Annotated in this window: 18 protein-coding genes; 6 read left to right on the top strand and 12 right to left on the bottom strand. The window is 40.4% G+C overall.

Annotation, left to right across the window (positions count from 1 at the left end; translation table 11 throughout):
* Nucleotides 1-159 precede the first annotated feature (159 nt).
* Nucleotides 160-1,074 carry a pseudouridine synthase family protein gene (locus CVS81_RS04420; protein ID WP_107965216.1) on the top strand — a complete coding sequence of 305 codons (915 nt, stop codon included), beginning with the start codon at nt 160-162 and terminating at the stop codon, nt 1,072-1,074.
* A gap of 304 nt (nt 1,075-1,378) precedes the next feature.
* Here the strand turns inward: CVS81_RS04420 and rlmN are convergent, their stop codons facing one another.
* The 4 genes from rlmN to CVS81_RS04440 are packed head-to-tail and all read right to left on the bottom strand — an operon-like array spanning nt 1,379 to nt 7,237.
* Nucleotides 1,379-2,524: a 23S rRNA (adenine(2503)-C(2))-methyltransferase RlmN gene (rlmN, locus tag CVS81_RS04425; protein WP_107965217.1), complete on the bottom strand. Its 1,146-nt coding sequence runs from the start codon at nt 2,522-2,524 to the stop codon at nt 1,379-1,381.
* Nucleotides 2,521-3,201: a purine-nucleoside phosphorylase gene (locus CVS81_RS04430; RefSeq protein WP_107965218.1), complete on the bottom strand. Its 681-nt coding sequence runs from the start codon at nt 3,199-3,201 to the stop codon at nt 2,521-2,523. Before CVS81_RS04430 ends, rlmN begins: the two co-directional genes overlap by 4 nt.
* The gene (gene hisF / locus CVS81_RS04435; RefSeq protein WP_107965219.1) at nt 3,201-3,956 is read right to left on the bottom strand and encodes an imidazole glycerol phosphate synthase subunit HisF; all 756 of its coding nucleotides are present in this window, start codon (nt 3,954-3,956) and stop codon (nt 3,201-3,203) included. The genes CVS81_RS04430 and hisF overlap by 1 nt, the downstream gene beginning before the upstream one ends.
* 2 nt (nt 3,957-3,958) lie before the next feature.
* Nucleotides 3,959-7,237: a DEAD/DEAH box helicase gene (locus CVS81_RS04440; RefSeq protein ID WP_107965220.1), complete on the bottom strand. Its 3,279-nt coding sequence runs from the start codon at nt 7,235-7,237 to the stop codon at nt 3,959-3,961.
* Between the two features lie 106 nt (nt 7,238-7,343).
* Between CVS81_RS04440 and rsmA the strand changes: the two genes are divergently transcribed.
* From rsmA to CVS81_RS09765, 5 genes are all read left to right on the top strand, one after another.
* A complete protein-coding gene (rsmA, locus tag CVS81_RS04445; RefSeq protein ID WP_107965323.1) occupies nt 7,344-8,186 on the top strand; it encodes a 16S rRNA (adenine(1518)-N(6)/adenine(1519)-N(6))-dimethyltransferase RsmA in 843 nt (280 codons plus the stop codon).
* Complete coding sequence (locus CVS81_RS04450) at nt 8,152-10,299, top strand: ribonuclease J (RefSeq protein WP_199907149.1); 2,148 nt, start codon at nt 8,152-8,154, stop codon at nt 10,297-10,299. Before rsmA ends, CVS81_RS04450 begins: the two co-directional genes overlap by 35 nt.
* A 9-nt stretch (nt 10,300-10,308) precedes the next feature.
* On the top strand, nt 10,309-11,262 hold the full coding sequence (locus CVS81_RS04455; protein WP_103575183.1) for a KpsF/GutQ family sugar-phosphate isomerase: 954 nt from the start codon (nt 10,309-10,311) through the stop codon (nt 11,260-11,262).
* Between the two features lies 1 nt (nt 11,263).
* Nucleotides 11,264-12,037: a pseudouridine synthase gene (locus tag CVS81_RS04460; RefSeq protein ID WP_009295179.1), complete on the top strand. Its 774-nt coding sequence runs from the start codon at nt 11,264-11,266 to the stop codon at nt 12,035-12,037.
* A gap of 72 nt (nt 12,038-12,109) precedes the next feature.
* On the top strand, nt 12,110-13,381 hold the full coding sequence (locus CVS81_RS09765; RefSeq protein ID WP_141106731.1) for a tetratricopeptide repeat protein: 1,272 nt from the start codon (nt 12,110-12,112) through the stop codon (nt 13,379-13,381).
* A 51-nt stretch (nt 13,382-13,432) separates the two neighbouring features.
* Here CVS81_RS09765 and CVS81_RS04470 read toward each other — a convergent pair whose 3' ends face one another.
* The 8 genes from CVS81_RS04470 to CVS81_RS04505 are packed head-to-tail and all read right to left on the bottom strand — an operon-like array spanning nt 13,433 to nt 18,652.
* A complete protein-coding gene (locus tag CVS81_RS04470; RefSeq protein ID WP_107965221.1) occupies nt 13,433-13,942 on the bottom strand; it encodes a hypothetical protein in 510 nt (169 codons plus the stop codon).
* A complete protein-coding gene (locus CVS81_RS04475; RefSeq protein ID WP_107965222.1) occupies nt 13,939-14,892 on the bottom strand; it encodes a hypothetical protein in 954 nt (317 codons plus the stop codon). Before CVS81_RS04475 ends, CVS81_RS04470 begins: the two co-directional genes overlap by 4 nt.
* Nucleotides 14,889-15,557: an ABC transporter ATP-binding protein gene (locus CVS81_RS04480; protein ID WP_107965223.1), complete on the bottom strand. Its 669-nt coding sequence runs from the start codon at nt 15,555-15,557 to the stop codon at nt 14,889-14,891. Before CVS81_RS04480 ends, CVS81_RS04475 begins: the two co-directional genes overlap by 4 nt.
* Nucleotides 15,554-16,663 carry an ABC transporter permease gene (locus CVS81_RS04485; protein WP_107965224.1) on the bottom strand — a complete coding sequence of 370 codons (1,110 nt, stop codon included), beginning with the start codon at nt 16,661-16,663 and terminating at the stop codon, nt 15,554-15,556. Before CVS81_RS04485 ends, CVS81_RS04480 begins: the two co-directional genes overlap by 4 nt.
* On the bottom strand, nt 16,653-16,838 hold the full coding sequence (locus tag CVS81_RS04490) for a hypothetical protein (RefSeq protein WP_021084005.1): 186 nt from the start codon (nt 16,836-16,838) through the stop codon (nt 16,653-16,655). Before CVS81_RS04490 ends, CVS81_RS04485 begins: the two co-directional genes overlap by 11 nt.
* Nucleotide 16,839: 1 nt before the next feature.
* Nucleotides 16,840-17,298, bottom strand: coding sequence for a nitrous oxide reductase accessory protein NosL (locus CVS81_RS04495; RefSeq protein ID WP_107965225.1), 459 nt, complete (start codon nt 17,296-17,298; stop codon nt 16,840-16,842).
* A complete protein-coding gene (locus CVS81_RS04500; protein ID WP_107965226.1) occupies nt 17,295-17,831 on the bottom strand; it encodes a hypothetical protein in 537 nt (178 codons plus the stop codon). The genes CVS81_RS04495 and CVS81_RS04500 overlap by 4 nt, the downstream gene beginning before the upstream one ends.
* On the bottom strand, nt 17,831-18,652 hold the full coding sequence (locus tag CVS81_RS04505; RefSeq protein WP_107965227.1) for a tetratricopeptide repeat protein: 822 nt from the start codon (nt 18,650-18,652) through the stop codon (nt 17,831-17,833). The genes CVS81_RS04500 and CVS81_RS04505 overlap by 1 nt, the downstream gene beginning before the upstream one ends.

An 18,652-nucleotide genomic window follows, 5' to 3' on the forward strand; every position in this document is an offset into this window, starting at 1 on the left:
TTGTCCTGAAAGTATAAATTTGGCTTTTTGAGCCAGAAATCACGTCGTGCAATTTCTCTAAATTTAAGTTTTGATTATATAAAATCCGGGCTGAAATGTCGGTTATACGCTTATAAATTTGGGCTTAAGATAGCTTACTCGTTTTTCAAAGGATCATTTTTGCCCTATGTAAATAAATTTATCATTACTGCAGATCATCAAAAAGCTTATGAAATTTTACTGCAAAACGGCTTTAACATGAGCCAAACCCAGCGTCTCATCGACAAAGGCAGGCTGATCTGTGGCGGCAGTGTCGTGAGTGAGAAAAATGCCGTTTTGTGCGGCGATGTCTTTTTGATCGACTATGAGGCCAAGCCAAAAGGACTAAAGCCGATCTTTGAGTGCGAGAGCTTTGCGGTATTTGACAAGCCAAGCGGGGTGCTGAGCCACCCAAATGGCAGACACTGCGACTACTCACTAAACGATGAAATTTACACACTTTTTGGACGAGATGCGAGCGTAGCACATAGGCTAGACTGCGAAACAAGCGGCGTGATAGTCGTTGGCAAAGATAGAAATTCTACGATAAAACTAAAGAAAATCTTTGAAAACAGAGAGGTTTCTAAAAGCTACGTCGCGATGGTGCAAGGCAAGATCGAGCAAGAATTTACGATCGATGCTAAGATGGATCTAGCAAACAACTACGACGATGTGAAAATGCGAATGCAAATTTGTGAAAATGGCAAGAGCGCTGTGACTAAAATTTTGCCTATAAAGTATTTTGACGATATCGATACGACTTTAATTCGGGCTATCCCACTCACTGGCAGGCAGCATCAAATTCGCTTGCATTTGTTTCATGTGAAACACAAGATCCTTGGCGAACCACTTTATGGTTTGTTACGTCCGCAGATCGAGAAAATTTTAGACAAAGAGATGAGCGAGCATGAACGGATAAATTTAACTGGTGCAAAAAGGCTCTTGCTTCACTCGGATGAAATTTCATTTAAATTTGATGAAAATTTTTACACCATAAAAAGCAAATTTGACGCCGAAAGTGAGTTTTATAAATTTGCAAAAGAAGCAAATAATTAAAATATTTAAATTTTAAAAAGTCTTTCTAGTAAAAATAATCTATAAAAAATTTCATAATTTTGCTTTTAAATTTGAAATAGAGTTTTTATTGAAAAGTAGAATTAGATTTTTAGTGTCGCCGCATTGTGAATTAAATTTTGGTAATCAACTTTGTGTTTTTGTTTTTCACTCACAAAATTTCATACCAAATTTTTTAGATTTTATTTTGAAATTTTATTTTCCTCTTTTAAAACTTTCATGATTAGCCCAAGTCCAACACCAGCAACCAACACTATAAAAATTATCTCGGCGATATCAAGAGCTGTCATTTTTTACTCACGTTAGTTTTATCGTTAGTTGGTTTTTCTTCTGTTTTAGCTGCACTCTTATCACTAACGTTAGCTTTGATTTTTGGATTTTCATTTCGCTGTTTTAGCTGGCCACAAGCAGCACTTATATCAAGCCCTTTGCTCTGCCTGATCGTGCAAGTAACACCATGTTCCCTTAGATATTCTTGAAATTTTAGCATACTAGCAAGCTCAGGCCGTCCAAATTCACTACCTCCATGCGGGTTAAAGTAGATCAAATTTACCTTTGCCTTGATACCATGCAGCAGTTTAACCAGCTTTTTTGCGTCACTAACACTATCGTTTAAGTCCTTGATAACAAGATATTCAAACATCACACGCTTTCGCATATCAATAGGAAATCCCCTAACAGCATCCATAACAGCCTCGATATTATACGCCTTATTTATCGGCATCAGGCGGCTTCTAAGCTCGTTAGTAACAGCATGCAGTGATATAGCCAGCAAAACACCAAGGTCCATTTCTCCAAGCTTTTTTATCTGACTACCAAGGCCGCTAGTTGAAACAGTTTGACGGCGTGGAGATATGGCTAGACCCTCATTAAGAGCTAAAATTTTAATCGCTTTACTAACGTTAGCAAGGTTGTCAAGTGGCTCACCCATACCCATATAAACGACATTTATGCGTCTCTCGTATGGTATGTTATTCTCTCTTTTTATCCATAAAATTTGCCCTACGATCTCGCCAGCAGTCAAATTTCTAACAAGCCCACCCTTTGCTGTTAGACAAAAAGCACAGCCCATTTTGCAGCCAACCTGCGAACTAACACAAACCGTATAACGAGCATGGCGACTAACCTTGCCATCTTCATCGCTGATCTCCTCTTTCATCGGCAACAAAACGCTCTCTATCTTTAGACCATCTTTTAGCTCAAAAAGATACTTGATCGAGCCATCACTACTTTGCTCAAATTTCACACATTTTAGAGGGTCAAGATAAAATTTCTCAGCCAAATCCTGACGCATATCCTTTGGTAAATTTAGCATTTGGCTAAATTCTGTTGCATTTTTTTTATATACCCACTCATAAATTTGCGTCGCTCTGAACGAGGGAGAGACTAGCTCTTTTAACTCTTCGATGCTAAGATCAAGCAAATTTTTCACATATTTTCCTTTACATATTTTGTTAGTAGCTCTTTAGCTGCAGAGTGATTTTTTATAAAATCAGCATGCGCATTTTCATCACAAAAATTTGTCGCTACAAAAATTCCGTAAGCTGGAATTTTAAAAATTTGAGCCACTTTTAGAACAGAAAAAAACTCCATATTTTCTAAAAAATAACCCTTTTCAAACATCTTATGAGCCAAATTTTTATCTGTCGTTATGAAATTTGATGAATTTGTTTTGATAGTTCCACGTGAAACGATAGAAGAAATTTCACACTCGATCGGCGTGTAAGATCTATTTTCTATGCTAGAAATTTCAACATTTGCCCCAACCGAGCTTTCATAAATTTGCAAAATTTCACCATCTTCATAAAGACCTGCCGAGCCAACAAAAACTATCTTTTCTGGCATTTGGTATAAATTTCGCTCAGGATTTTTTGACAAATTTTGGCTTAGATTTTGCAACTCTGGGTTTGATGAGTTTGCAAATTTAGCCTCGATCTTTGCGAGGTAGTGCAGATCAATATTTTTTAAATTTATGCTCTTTTCATCTGCTCCCACGCACGATCTTTTTTGCAAAAACTTTGTCAAATTTATCGCCATATCGACTAGCCCCACCCCCATTGGCAAGGCAAAGTCAAAAATTTCATTTTTTCCAGCTGAGATAACTAACATCAGAGCCTAACCTCAACGCCATTTGCTTTAAGATACTCTTTTAGCTTTTTTATCTCGATCTCACCAAAGTGAAATATCGAAGCAGCAAGACACGCATCAGCTCCGGCTTCAAAAGCATCCTTAAAATGCTCCATCTTGCCAGCGCCACCACTTGCGATAGTCGGTATAGAAAGCGCGCTAAAGGTCTTTGTCAGCTCCAGACTAAAGCCCTGCTTGACACCGTCGTTATCCATAGACGTTAGCAATATCTCCCCTGCTCCGCGCGACTCGACCTCTTTTGCCCAAGCAAAGGCATCTTTTTTGGTATCGATCCTGCCGCCATTTATAAAAACGCTATAACCATTTTCAATCTTTTTAGCGTCGATCGCTACGACGACACATTGCGAGCCAAATTTCTTAGCCGCTTCGTCGATTAAATTTGGATATTTTATCGCCGATGAGTTTAGGCTCACCTTGTCGCAGCCCGCATTTAAAAGGCGCGAGATATCATCGATCGTGCGTATGCCACCGCCAACGGTTAGTGGTATAAAAAGCTTGCTTGCGACCTTTTTTACGACATCAACTATCGTATCACGGCCAAGGTGAGAGGCTGTGATATCCAAAAAGCAAAGCTCGTCAGCACCCTCGTCGTTATATCTTTTAGCTATCTCGACCGGGTCTCCAGCATCAACAAGTCCAACAAAATTTACACCTTTTACGACCCTGCCATCTTTTACGTCGAGGCATGGGATTATGCGTTTTGCGAAATGATTCAATTTTATCCTTTGTCTATCTTTCTAGCTGCCACCTCAAAGTAGGGCAAACTAGCCCAATTTTCTCGGTTTCCAACTATATAAATAACCTCTTTTGCTCTTGTTAGTGCCACGTTTAGCAGGTTTGGCTTGCTAGCAGCCCATGCTCTAGCGCCCTTTGTAGCTCCCCCTAACACAAACACGATAATGTCAGCTTCTTTACCTTGCATAGTGTGGATAGTGCCTGCACCTTTTAAATTTCTACAAACATCTTTAAATGGCGTTATTATCCTGATGTTATAATTTTGGCTAGTTAGCTCACTTGCCAAGAGCTCTTTAACCGCTTCGCCCTCGGCTTTATTGTAGTTGCCTATCCACTCCTCACTTCTAACATCTATCCACTTTGTTTGCACGTTAGTGTTTGCAAATTTACTAGCCGCGCTTCTACCAAGTATCATCATATCATCGTATGTAGTCTCGTTTGATATCTCAAACATAGGGTTAGCGCACCTTCTATGCACGATCAGTGGCGAGCCGACCCAGATACTCTCGCCACTACCTTTTATATATGTGCCGATATTCTGCGCTTTGTCGGCTCTTAGTTGCACAGAGGACTTAAGCAAGTTAAACTCCTCTTTTGCCTCGCAGTAGCTAAGGATCGCGTTATTTAAACTAACTGGCAGTGTTACAACTGGCTCAAGCTGAAGTGGGTCGCCAACCACTACAGCCATCTTTGAGCGGAGTAAGGCACCTAACGCGTTAGTTAAATTTGCCTGCCCTGCTTCGTCTATCAAAAGCATGCCTATATCGCCATTTAAAAGCTCTTTAAAGGTGTTATTAAACGAGGCAAAAGTCGAGCTAACAACAGGCGTTAACAAGAAGAGCCCTTTGATGACCTCACGTCTATGCTTTGCCTCTAAGCCGTTTTTTTCAGCCATCTTTTCATCGTTAAAGATAACGCTAAGAGCGCGTAAATTTGTCCTAACAGCCTCTTTGCAGGCAAAAATGGCAGCCTTATGCAAATTTAGCGTCTCTTTGAAAAGCTCTATCCTAGCCTTAAAAAGCTTTGTCTTGTGAAATTTCTCATCTATACCAAATTCCATCATAAATGGCATACTCTTTTGCATTTCGTCATTACTCTCGCTGAAGCTGCCGTTTAGAAAGATATCTAGCTCCTCGCTCCTGCCAAGTATCTTTTGACGTCTAGCAAAGTCGCTTTGTAGCCTTTTGTAAAGATTTATCTTTACACCAAGCTCTGCTGCTCTGCTCTCAAGCCCCGCTATCTCGTCTTTTAGCTCATTTAGCCTTGCCTCGTTTTTCTCTTTACTCTCGCCATTTTGCTTGCTTGCTTTTAAATTTTGCTCAGCTATCTGGCGGTTTATCTCGCCAACCTTTAACGCCTCGTCGTTATACTTTTCAAAGGCCTCTGTCTTAAAAATCTGCTGAAAGAGAAAAAATGGCGGCTTTTCTGGTGTGCTTAGATACTCCTGCAACGCTTCATTTTGACTAACAACTCTTGTTAGCTCGCTAAATTCAGCCTTTTTATCTTCAAGCTCGTCACTAACGCTAGTAAATTCGCTCTCAAGAGGAGATAAAAACTCCTCTATCTGCTTGGCTGAGTTATAGCTCTCTAGTCTTCTATCGACGTCAGCTAGCTCTGTTTTAAGGCTCTTTAGCTCCTCTTCTTTGATCCTGATCTCGCTAAAAAGTAAATTTACCTCGTGAAGTGCGAGATTAAATTTCTCCTTCGCCACGTCGTAGTCATCAACCCCTTCGCCAACTGCCAGATATTTGCCAAGCCCCATCAAAAAGCCATCTTGCTCCAAAAACTCGCCATACTCTTTTGATATCTCATCATGCTGGCTGTGAGTAGCCTCGATCTTTACGCCATTAATTGCATTAAAAACGAAATTTGACTTGTTTTGCTTTGAGCCAAGCGCCACGCAAAATAGCCCCCAAGCTGGCTTTGAGATAAAGGACTTCTCGCCAAATTTACTCTTTTCATCAGCCGAGAGTAGCCTTGTGGCTATAAATTTAAAATAATCAATCTCGCCCGCATAATCCCCTATGCTCTTTAACTGGCTTAGCTCCTTGCTCAAAATTTCAACCGCGCCATTGTTGCAAGAGCTAACGACCATCTCGTAGCCTTGCAGTTCGTCATTTAGCCTAAAATAAAGCGCCTTTTCGTCGCTGTCATAAACTGGCTCAAAGATATCGTGCCTGCTCATTTGCGCGAGCTTCATCGCCCTAAGCGTCACCACTTCAGCCATCACGTCCTTTAAAAGTGTCGTTTTACCCGTGCCTGGAGCGCCATTTACGCTATAAATCCCGCCGTTACCTTCTTTAAATTTCTCTATGATGTTATTTAGCGCCATTTGCTGTGAGAAATTTAAGGCAAAATCACTTGCAAAAGCCGATCTTGGGTAGCGCTCAGCCTTAAAAAAATCCCTAACAGCCCTTTGATTTAGCTCATCTCTAACGTCAATCCTCTCAAATTTATTCTCACTGCCCTCGTCTAAAAACTGATCCGTCAGCTCGTGCGTCCTGCCTGACTCGTAAAATTTGATAAGCAAATTTATATCATCTATAAAAAAGCTATTTAAAAGGGTGTCATTCTCTTTAAAATTTGGGTCAGCGATCCTTACTTCAAGCCTGATCACATCTTTACAAAATGGCGTCTTTAGAGAGCTTTTTAGCTCCTCGTGCACCGCTTTTACATAGTCGCTAAGCCTCATTTTCTCTTTATGGATAGAAATTTTATCCTTGATGTGCTCGCACTCTTTGTTAAAGTCGTTTTGGCTGATCTCTTTTAGGTGGTTTAGTCGCACCATCGCCCAAGGAGCCGTTGGGATAAAAAGGTCATTTGATGAGTTTGGTGTGAAAAATGGGCTTAACTCATCATCTAAATTTGCATCTTTTAAGGCAAAATTTTGCTCATTTTTGCAAAAGAGTAGATCGCCAGAGAGCTTAAGCTTATAACAAAATGCCTTTTCAAAGCTCGTTTGCTCAGAGCGTAGCTCATCTAAAATTTGCTCTTTTTCAAATTTCACCTTTGCTAGCTTTGATATCGCAAGGGCGAGCAAGTCAGTCTCAAAAATGCCGCCATAAATCGAAATTTCTACACCATTTTTTAAAAGCGACCTGTCAAATGCTCTTAAAATTTGCATAAATTTCTCATCGAAATTTGCGATCTCAAGGTCCATTGATTTTTTAAATTTGCTATTTGTCTTTTTTGGCTCGTCTAAGGTTTTTGGCTCTAAATATTGTGATAATAAAAAGTATTTTAAGGTATTTGCCCTACTCAAATTTGTGCCTTATTTTGTTGTTATTTAGTGATTATAATCCATTTTATATATGATTAAACTAAACTTGTAATCATTGTATAAGTAATTTTTGGCTAATATCGCGGCTATGATAAAGGCAAAAAAGCACTTTGGACAGAATTTTTTACAAGACAAAGCGACACTAGATAAGATCATCCAAGCGATACCCAAGGACGTAGAAAACGTCGTTGAGATTGGGCCTGGCTTAGGTGATTTGACATTTAGACTTTTGCAAATTTATAAGACGACCTCTTTTGAGATAGATTGTGAGCTGTTTCAAATTTTAAAGGTCAAATTTGCAAATGAGATCCAAAATGGACAATTAAAACTTTTTTGTAAAGATGCTTTAGAGCAGTGGCAGCAAGAGGGCGGACTAAGTAGCGAGAACTACTTTTTGGTCGCAAATTTGCCCTATTACGTTGCTACGAAGATGATACTAAATGCGATAGATGATGAAAAATGCCTTGGGCTTATCGTGATGATACAAAAAGAGGTTGCTCTTAAATTTAGTGCAAATAGCAGGGATAAAGAATTTAGCGCTTTATCGATCCTCGCTTCACTTCAAGGCAGGTGCGAGCTTTTGTTTGACGTGGATGCAAAGCTTTTTAATCCACCCCCAAAGGTCACATCCTCAGTCATCAAACTACAAAAAACAAAAAAGATTTTTGGCAAAGACGGGATTTTCAAAGATGCAAAACAATACGAGGCTTTTAAAGCATTTTTAAGAGCTGCGTTTGCTTCGCCAAGAAAGACGCTTTTGAAAAATTTATCCACAAATTTTGACAAAAAAGCGTTAGAAGAAATTTTTGAAGACCTAGACTTAGCTCAAAATTTACGTCCACACGAACTAGATGTCGATTCTTATCTAAAAGTATTTGAAAGATTAAAGGAAGATAATGAACGACAAAAACGAAGAGAAAGTTGTAACTAACCAAAGTAAAAACAACAAAAGACGAAGATTTAGACCAAAAAATAAGCCAAAACAAGAGGGCGAAACTACCGAGCAAACCTCACTAGCAAGCAAAAGTGTGATAGATAACTTCTTTGCAGCAGAGCAGGCTGAAACGCACGCCGAGCCAAAAAGTCAAAATCCTCGTCCAAAAAAGCAAAGAAATAACAAAAATCAAAACAAAAATGGCGAAAATAATAAGCCAAAAGAGCAAAAACAGCAAAAAGAAAAGCCAAAACAAGAGCCAAAAGCTGAAGCTAAAAACGAGGCAAAAGAGCAAAAAGAGAAGCCAAAAAAGGCTAAAAAACCAAAGAAAAATTTACCCGCAAAGCTAAATGGCAACGAGCAGTGGCAACAAGATATCGCAAGTGCGATGGAGGCAAACAAAGCCACTCACGAGCTAAGACTTGAGCCACTAAAATATCTAAATTCAAGCGAGCATAAAATTCGCATAACACCACTTGGCGGTCTTGGCGAGATCGGCGGCAATATGACGGTCTTTGAAACTGAAACTAGCGCCATAATCGTTGATATCGGCATGAGCTTTCCAAGCGAGAGCATGCACGGCGTGGATATCCTCATCCCAGACTTCGACTACGTTCGCAAGATAAAAGATAAGATAAAAGGCGTCATCATCACTCACGCACACGAGGATCACATCGGCGCGGTGCCTTATTTTTACAAAGAGTTTAAATTTCCTATCTACGCCACACCGCTTCCACTTGGCATGATAAATAATAAATTTGAAGAGCATGGACTAAAACAAGAGCGCTCACTCTTTCGCTCAGTCGAAAAAAGAAAACCATATCTCATAGGTGACTTTGAGGTCGAGTGGATACACATCACGCACTCTATCATCGACGCTTCGGCACTTGCGATCACGACAAAGGCTGGCACGATCATCCACACAGGCGACTTCAAGATCGACCACACGCCGATAGATGGCTATCCAACAGACCTTGGCAGACTAGCGTATTACGGCGAGCGTGGCGTGCTTTGTCTATTAAGCGATAGCACAAACAGCTACAAAGAGGGCTTTACGAAGAGCGAAAGCAGCGTTGGTAAGACCTTTGACGCGATATTTTCAAAAGCAAAAGGCCGCGTCATAATGAGCACATTTAGCTCAAACATCCACCGCGTCTATCAAGCGATCGAATGGGGCTTAAAATACAACCGCAAAGTCTGTGTCATCGGCAGATCGATGGAGAGAAATTTATACACTGCTATGGAGCTTGGCTACATCAAGCTCGATAAGAAAATTTTTATCGATGCAAACGAGGTTGGTAAATTTAAAGATGACGAGGTGCTTATCGTCACTACTGGCTCTCAGGGTGAGACTATGAGCGCCCTTTACCGCATGGCGACAGATGAGCACAAATATATAAAGATAAAGCCGACCGATCAGATAATCATCAGCTCAAAAGCGATCCCAGGCAATGAAAACAGCGTCTCAACGGTGCTAAATTTCTTACTAAAATCAGGTGCGAGCGTCGCTTACCAAGATTTTAGCGAGATCCACGTCAGCGGTCACGCAGCGCAGGAAGAGCAAAAGCTGATGCTTCGCCTCATAAAACCAAAATTTTTCTTGCCAGTGCATGGCGAGTACAACCACATCGCAAAGCACAAAGAGACGGCTATTAGCTGTGGTGTGGATGAGAGAAATATCTATCTAATGAGCGACGGCGATCAGATGGAGGTTTGCCAAAAGTACCTAAAACGTGTAAAAACGGTAAAAACTGGCAAAGTCTTCATAGATAATCAAATAAATAAACAAATCGCAGACGACGTCGTCATCGACAGACAAAACCTAGCTGAAGCAGGCGTCGTCATGATAATCGCTCAAATTTCACGTCACGGCGCAAAACTCATCAACAAACCTCGCGTCATCAGCTACGGCCTTGTGGGCGACAAGCAAGACGCTGAGTTTAGAAAAGAGATGGAGGGCGTGCTAGAGCAGTATCTAAGTAACGTCAAAGAGGAGCTTTTGAAAGATAGCAGACTACTCGAGTCACAAGTGCGCCAAGTGATCAGAAAGCACATATTTAGAAAGGTCAAAAAGTACCCAACTATCGTGCCGATCATCTATCTAATGTAAGGAAAATTTATGCAAAAAGCCAACCAAATCGCCGCTGAAGTCTTAGAGATAGAAGCAAACGAGCTTTTAAGACACGCTAAAAGCGTAGAGATAGAAGATGCCGTAAATTTGATATTTAACGCAAAGGGCAAAGTCATAGTAACAGGCGTGGGCAAGAGCGGTCACGTGGGCGCAAAGATCGCTGCTACGCTTGCAAGCACTGGCACGCCAAGCTTTTTCTTGCATCCAACAGAGGCTATGCACGGCGACCTTGGCATGATAGAAAAAGACGACATCTTGTTAGCCATTAGTTTTAGTGGTGAGAGCGATGAGCTTATCAAAATTTTGCCTCATGTAAAGCGCTTTGGCGTGAAAATCGTCGCCATGGCAAGAAGCAAGACAAGCTCGCTTGGTAAATTTAGCGACGCTTTTATAGATATAAATGTAGAGAAAGAGGCGTGCCCACTAAATGCCGCCCCAACAGCATCAACCACGCTAACGTTAGCTCTTGGCGATGCGTTAGCTGTTTGTTTGATGCAAAAGCGCGGCTTTAAAAAAGAGGACTTTGCAAATTTTCATCCAGGTGGCAGCCTTGGCAAGAGGCTATTTTTGAAGGTCAAAGACGTGATGAGAAGCGAAAATTTACCGATAGTCCGCTGGAATGCAAGCCTAAAAAGCGCGATCGATACTATGACACATGGCAAGCTTGGCACGGTTCTCATCGTCGATAAAGATGGTGTGCTAGACGCTCTTTTAAGTGACGGCGATCTTAGGCGCGCGCTTATGAGAGAGGACTTTGACCTAGAAGAACCAGCGATGAAATTTGCAACCATGCATCCAAAAGAGATAAATGACAAAGAGATGTTAGCCGTAGATGCGTTAGCTTTAATAGAAAAGTATAAAATTCAGCTTCTAGCTGTCGTAGAAAATGGTGTGCCTGTGGGCGTTTTACACATCCATGACCTTGCAAATTTAGGACTATAAAATGGAAAAAACAAGACTAAATAAATTTATCTCACACAACACAAACTACTCACGCCGTGAGGCAGATGAGCTGATAAAAGCTGGCAAGGTTAGCATAGCAGGGCGTGTGGTTAGCGACCTTGCCACAAGCGTGGATGAAGATGACAAAGTGCGCATAAATGGCCGTTTGATAAAGCTAAAAAAAGAATTTACCGTTATCGTTTATCACAAACAAAAGGGCGAGCTAGTTAGCAAAAAAGATGACCGCGGACGAAAGACGATCTACGACACGTTAGATAAGAAATTTGCCAAATTTGTTAGCGTAGGGCGCCTAGACTACGCAAGTGAGGGACTACTTTTACTAACTGACGCTCCAGCGATCGCCACAGCGCTCATGAATAGCGACTTAGAGCGCGAATACTACCTAAAGGTAAAAGGTGAGGTGACAAAAGAGGTGATAGAAGCGATGACAAATGGCTTTTTCGCCAAGGATGCCACCAAAGGCGCTCACGCAAAAACTACTATAAAATCAATGGAATTTAAGCCATTTCTAGCCTATAAAGTCTTTGGCTCAAGCGGTGGCTACACAAAACTAAAGGTCATCATAAATGAGGGTCAAAACAGAGAGCTACGCCGCTTCTTTGGCTACTTCGACCTTGAAGTGATGGACCTAAAACGTGTTAGTTTTGGACGCGTTAGCCTTGATATGCTAAAGCCTGGCAAATGGCGCTACTTTGAAAATAGCGAATACGAAGACCTAAGAGACTTTTTAAAAGTTAATAACGTTAGATACTAACATTAGGTTTGCTTCTCTAACAAAGAGGCAGGCCAGACCACAATAACTACGAATTTGTAAAATGGAGAAAAAATGAAAAAGGCTGTTCTTTTATACACAATCTTACTAACTATTGGATTCTCCAAGGATCTAGTAGAACTTGGACTTGAGGCTTACAGCAAAGGTGACTACAACAAAGCAGTCGAGATATTTACTAAAACTTGCAATGATGGAAATAATGGCAATTGCTATAATTTAGGACTTTTGTATATAAATGGTCAGGGTGTAAAACAAGACTACAATAAAGCAGCTAAATTATACGAAAAGGCTTGTAATGGTGAAATTATTCAAGCTTGTTATAACTTAGGATTTTTATACTATAACGGTCAAGGCACTACACAAGACTACTATAAAACTGCTCAATTGTGGCAAAAAGTTTGTGATGCCAAATATAGTATTGGTTGTTATAATTTAGGGCTTTTATATGAGGATGGTCAAGGTGTAGAGCAAGACTACAATAAGGCGGCTAGATTATACGAAGAAGCTTGCAATAATGGACATGCACTAAGCTGCTCTAATCTAGGTGTTTTATATATAAAAAACCAAGGTGTAGAACAAAACTATAACAAAGCCATAGAGCTATACAATAAATCTTGTGACGGTAAAAATGCTATAGGTTGTTTTAATTTAGGAAATTTATACGAAGAAGGCAAATATCTAAAGCAGGACTATTATAAAGCGGCCAATCTATATAAACAAGCTTGTGATGGCGGATATGCTAATGGCTGTTATAATCTAGGTAATTTTTATGAAAGAGGACAAGGGGTAGAGCAGGACTATACCAAAGCTACCAAACTATACGAAAAAGCTTGCGATGGCAATATTGCCCAAGCCTACCACAATTTGGGAGTTTTATATGTAAATGGTCTGGGTGTAGAGCAAGACTATTATAAGGCAGCTCAATTATGGCAAAAAGCTTGCAATGACAGATACAGTATGAGTTGTTACAACTTAGGAATTTCATACAATAATGGCCAAGGTGTGAAGCAAGACTATTATAGAGCGGCTGATCTATACAAACAAGCTTGTGACGATGGAGTTAATGATAGTTGCTCTAATTTAGGAATTTTATATGAAAACGGTCAAGGTGTAGAGCAAGACTACAGTAAATCAGTAGAATTATATGAAAAAGCTTGCAATAATGGATACAATCGCGGTTGTTTTAATTTAGGAGCTTTTTATCTAAAAGGCAAAGGCGCAAAACAAGACTACCACACCGCGAAAGAGTATTTTGGCAAAGCGTGTGATTTGGGGCTTCAACAAGGATGCGACATTTATAAAAAGATAAACGAGAAAGGCTTTTAATACCCAAAAAAACAACTTAGCGAGCTCTATAAATTTAGAACTCAGGCAAATTTATATCTTATTTTCTGAAAGTAGGATGTTTATATATGGATTTATGAGCGTTTCGCCGCGTGCTGCGTAGAGCAAGACCTCTTTAAAGTAGTTGTCGTTTATGCCGTAAGTGTGAAACTCATACGCCCCTATGCCGTATCCCATCGGCGTGATATCGACCCTCGAGTACCAGGCATTTTGCGCTGGGATGTAGCGGTTTGTATCTCTTGAATAGACAAATAGCTTGATCTTATCTTTGCTCTTTTGCGCCATATACCAGATGAAAGAATTTGTGATGTCGTTAAAGAAGTAGATGTCGCCATTTGGCATGATGGCCTGAGCTGTGTCGTTGTTATCAGCGATGAGCGTCCTGCTCTCATAACATATAAATTTATTTGGCGTAAGCTGCTCTATGGGCTCAGACTTGCCGTTATTTAGAACCAAAATTTTATCGTCGCTTATATCAGCATTATAGGCGAGAACGGCTAAGACTAGAGCCAACAAACAAAGAGAAAAAATTTGCTTTATCAAAATAAAAATCCTCTTAACAAATAGTATTTGAGCACGTAAAGCGAGCATATCAGCACGCAAACACTTAGCCAGATCGATGAAAATTTAAGCTTGTGCGAGTAGTTTGTCTTTGTGATGATCTCCACAAGATATGGCATAAGACCGTAAAAAATGCCCAAAAACAAACTGCCCCAGATGAGGTAGCCAACGTAAAAATAGTCACTTCTTAGCATGCAGTATGGGCACTTGTGATTTGGCTGCTCATAAACATAAAGACCAAAAAAGTAGGTGATGGCGTAGTAGCTAAGCACCAAAAATAGCAAATTTGCCACAAAGCTTGCCATGCTTTGCTTTAAGAAATTTAGCGCCAAAATGACAAAAAATAGCACGAAAAAGGCGCTTACTAAGCCAAAATTTGTATAACCAAATGGCAGTTTTGGAGCTTGAAAAGTGACCGAGCAGCAAAAGACTGGCACTTTTAGCGGGATGTTATAAAAAAACGAAATTTCTATGCCAAGCTCAACCAGTATCATCACAAAAAGGCAGATGAAAATGGCATATTTTTTCTTTAGATATGGGAAATTTAGAGCCTGCAAGTCGAGCCTATTTATAACCAGCCATATACCAAGCCCAAATATCAGCAAAATTTTAGTGAGCATCAAGATGCCGCCAAATTTATTTGAGCCGATCACGCCAGCCGAGCACATAGCTCCTGGCACGATGTCAGAGAGCTCATTTAGACAAAGTGCGAAAAATATAAACAAAACGATCTTTGTACAGACGCTAAAGAGCAAGATCGTATTTACAAGGTAGTTTTGCTTTTCAAGTGAGTATTGAAGCGATGTTAGCGCGTTATAGTCCCACGATCTTACTATCCTAACGACGTAAAATAGCGAAATGCCCATCAAGACTAACAACACAAACTCCGCTAACAAAAAGGCGATAACGGCGTTTGATAAAAATACGCTCATACTATCTCTCCGTTTTGCAAGCTAACAACTCTATCTGTAGCGCTTAGCTCGTCAAAAATGCTATCGTGAGTGGCGACTATGACGCTTTTTTTAAACGCCTTAAATGACTCAAGTAGGCCTAAAAATGCACGCGCATTTTGCCTATCTAAATTTGCCGTTGGCTCATCAGCCAAAATGATATCCGCATCCATTGACAAAGCCCTAGCTACCGCGCATCTTTGACGCTCACCGCCGCTTAAATTTGATACATTTTCATCTCTTTTGTGTGAGATATTTGCAAGCTCAAGAGCCTTTTTTATCATCTCTTCACGCACGTTTGCCTTGAAATTTGTTAGAGCAAACGGGGCTAACAAATTTTCATAGACGCTTAAGCCCTCGATGAGGTTAAAATTTTGAAAGATAAGCCCAAGTCTTTTGTGTCTAAACTCAGAGCAAAATGCGTCAGGCAGCTTTGCGATGTTAGTGCCGTCTATCAAAATCTCTCCGCTAGTTGGCTTTTGAAGTAGGGCTATGAGCGAGAGCAGGGTGCTTTTACCACTTCCGCTAACGCCTTTTAGTATCACTAACTCGCCGTTATTAACGTCTAAATTTATATTTTTTAGAGCGCAAAACTCGTTTTGTTTGCCTTGGTTATAGACTAGGCTAACGCCTCTTATATTTATCATTTTAGCCCCTCATTTATGTCGCCACACGCCACACGCCACGATGGGATAAGGACAAATGCCAAAAATGGTATGACGCCAAAGACAAAGATCAAAAAGAGCTTATCAAACTCCAAAATAGGCGTGAAATTTGTAAAATTTAAAAGCTCGTCGCCTAAAAATATCCCCTTTAAAAGTGGAGCATTAAAAACAAACACAAAGAGGTAAGCTAACATAACGCCAAGCAAAAAGGCGCTAACGCTAACGATGAAATTTTGTATAAATTTTAAAAAAATGATCTCTTTTATACTAAAGCCAATGCTTCGCAAAATGGCTATCTCACGCTTTTTACTGCCGTAAGCAAGTGAAATTTGGTTTTTAAGCAGCACAAAAAAAATGAGCATAACGCTAACATAAATGCTCATAAAAATTCCGCCCTTATAGTAGTAAAGATGCCTAATGTTCGCCACCTCATCTTCTATGCTAATGGCAAATGAGTTTGGATATAAATTCTCTATCTTTAAAGCCACTTGGCTGATCTCATCAGTGTTTGGCACATCTACATAGAGCCTTGTGTATTCTTCGTCCTTTAAATTTAAGATAGCTCGCAAGGTTTTTGGATGCAAAAATATGGCGTTATTTGTGATAAGTCCGCTTTGTTTTGGCATGGTTTTTACTATCTTTACTGGTATCATGCGCTGTTCTGTTAAGAAGTTAAAGCTCTCATCGTAGTAAAGCTCGTTCATAGCAGCTTTTACGCCCTCACCAACGATCATCTCGTCTTCTTTTAGGCTATCATCCTCATATAGATGAAACCAGACGCGCTTTTGCACGAAGTAGTACTCCCCATCAGCCACGCCTCTAACGTCAGCCACGCCATCGATCTTTGAGATATCATAGATGTAGCCATGGTGCATAAGGTCGTTTTTACCAGCACGAAACGCGCTAACAACTATGCTTGATCTATCCTTTACTAAGCTTATAAGATCATGCTGGATCGAGCCAGAGATGAAAAGCACCGAGCTTAGCACAAAGATAATGAGCGCAAAGAGACAAAAGCTAAAGAGATGGTCCTTTTTGTCTTTAAAAAGCAATATCACAGCGTAGTTTATGAAATTTCTACTTATCATAGACAAAGCCCTTTTGCTCTTTTAGGCTAAAGCTAGAAGCTAAATTTGCCCTTGTTATCTTTGAAATTTCTCTTAGCTCATCTTGCTTTGCTTTGTGGTCAAAGCTAAGGTAGTGCGCCGCTAAAAGCGTGTAAGAGAGTCCAAAAAATAACGCCAAAAATGCTAGAAATTTCACTTTATTTACCGATAAATGTCTTTATCTCGTCAAATTTTATGACACCTTTGCCAGCGTGATCTTTCATAAAGCTATTTGCCTTTGCTTCGTCTTTAAATGGGATAAATTCCTCGCCCATCGGTCCAAAAACGTTTGAGCCATGAACGTAAAACGCCTCTTTTGCATCAAGCTTTTCAAGCGTGTAATAATCACTCACGTAAGCTTCTTTTACCACCTCATCTGCAAAGTAAAAGTGCGCCATATCTTTTACGCCATCAAAATAATAATCCTTGCCACCAGCCTTGATAAGCGTCGCCCACTGCTTGTTTTTTATAGGCATGCCACACACCGCACATCTTGCATCCTTTGGTAGCTCGATGCGCTCTTTCGCCCCTTTATAGGCGTTTATATTTGCCTCACTCGTCAAATTTCCAGCCCACAAGGCAAAAACTGCGCTAAGCAACAAAGCTATAATTTTCATCTTATCTCCTTTAGTTTCTCTTTTTCTAACTCGCCCTTTTCATAGAGCTTTTTTAACATCTCATCGTCAAATTCTATCTCGTAGTAGCCCTTTACAAACTCGCTAAATTTATCAAACTCATCAAAGGCATAGCCAAGCAGCCAGCGTCCGCCGTTATTACCACTGACTAAATTTTGATGCTCCGTCCCGTCATACCAGATAAAAAAGGTCGTCTGCTCTATCTCATCTGGCAAGAAGTAAGAGCGAAATTTAGCAGCCTCGCCACTATAAATTTGCTCTATCACGCTTTTGCCAGCACTTAACGAATTTAGCTCATTTTCATGATCAAACCCTCTAACAAGCACCGCCTCACGCGTAAATATCACATCGAGTAGATCGCCCTGCCCATTATCTACCACGTATCTTAGGCTATTTTCATCCTCTTTTTTAGAAATGAGCCTTAGATACTCTTCATCTGGCTCTAAAAAGACACTATCAAGCACATATAGTGCTTCTAGGCTTGCTTGCATGTTGCCCCAGTTTTTAAAACTCATCAATTCTTTCCTAAAATTTCTAAATTCTCGCACGCCTCTTTTAAGCCATTTTTGCAGCTTTCAGTGAAAATTTCACGTGCTTTTTCTACGTCCTCTTTCACGCCTTTGCCTTCAGCTAGCATGATAGCGTAGTTGTTGCAGCCCTTTTCATAGGCATATATGCATGCTTGCTCGTAAAGCTTTGTCGCTTTTGTAAGGTTTTGATCAACCCCTTGCCCATAAACATATAAAAATCCAAGATTATCACACCCTATGCCAGCTTCGTTTGCGCAGGCCATTTCGTAGTATGTTTTGGCTTTTGCGTAGTCTTTCTCAGCACCTTCGCCCTGAGCGTATAGGTAGCCAAGGTTACTACATCCCATGCCGTCCCCTGCCTTGCAAGCCTTTTCATAAAGCTCTTTTGCTTTTTTTAGGTCTTTTCTCACACCAGTGCCGTTTGCATAGAGCAAGCCAAGCTCGGTGCAGCCCTCGTTGTCACTACATGCTTTTTCATAAAATTTAGCTGCTTTTTCAAGGTCTTTTTCTACGCCTTTGCCATTTTCATAGACGTAGCCAAGGTTGCTGCAAGCCATAGAGAAATTTTGCTCGCAAGCCTTTTCATAAAGCATTGCTGCCTTTGCCTCATCCTTTTTGACGTTGCCATCACCCCTGCTGTAAAGCACAGCTAGGTTGTAGCAGCCTGATGCCTTTTTCTCTTTGTCGCAAGCATCTTCATAAATTTGTGCTAGTTTGTTGTGATCATCTTTTGCGTTTAAAGCCTCTTTTATGTAGCCAGCATTTAAAATGCACAAACTAGCAGCTAGTAAAACCAAACTCTTCAT

It is taken from the genome of Campylobacter concisus, from assembly GCF_003049065.1.
Taxonomy (GTDB): Bacteria; Campylobacterota; Campylobacteria; order Campylobacterales; family Campylobacteraceae; genus Campylobacter_A; species Campylobacter_A concisus_BE.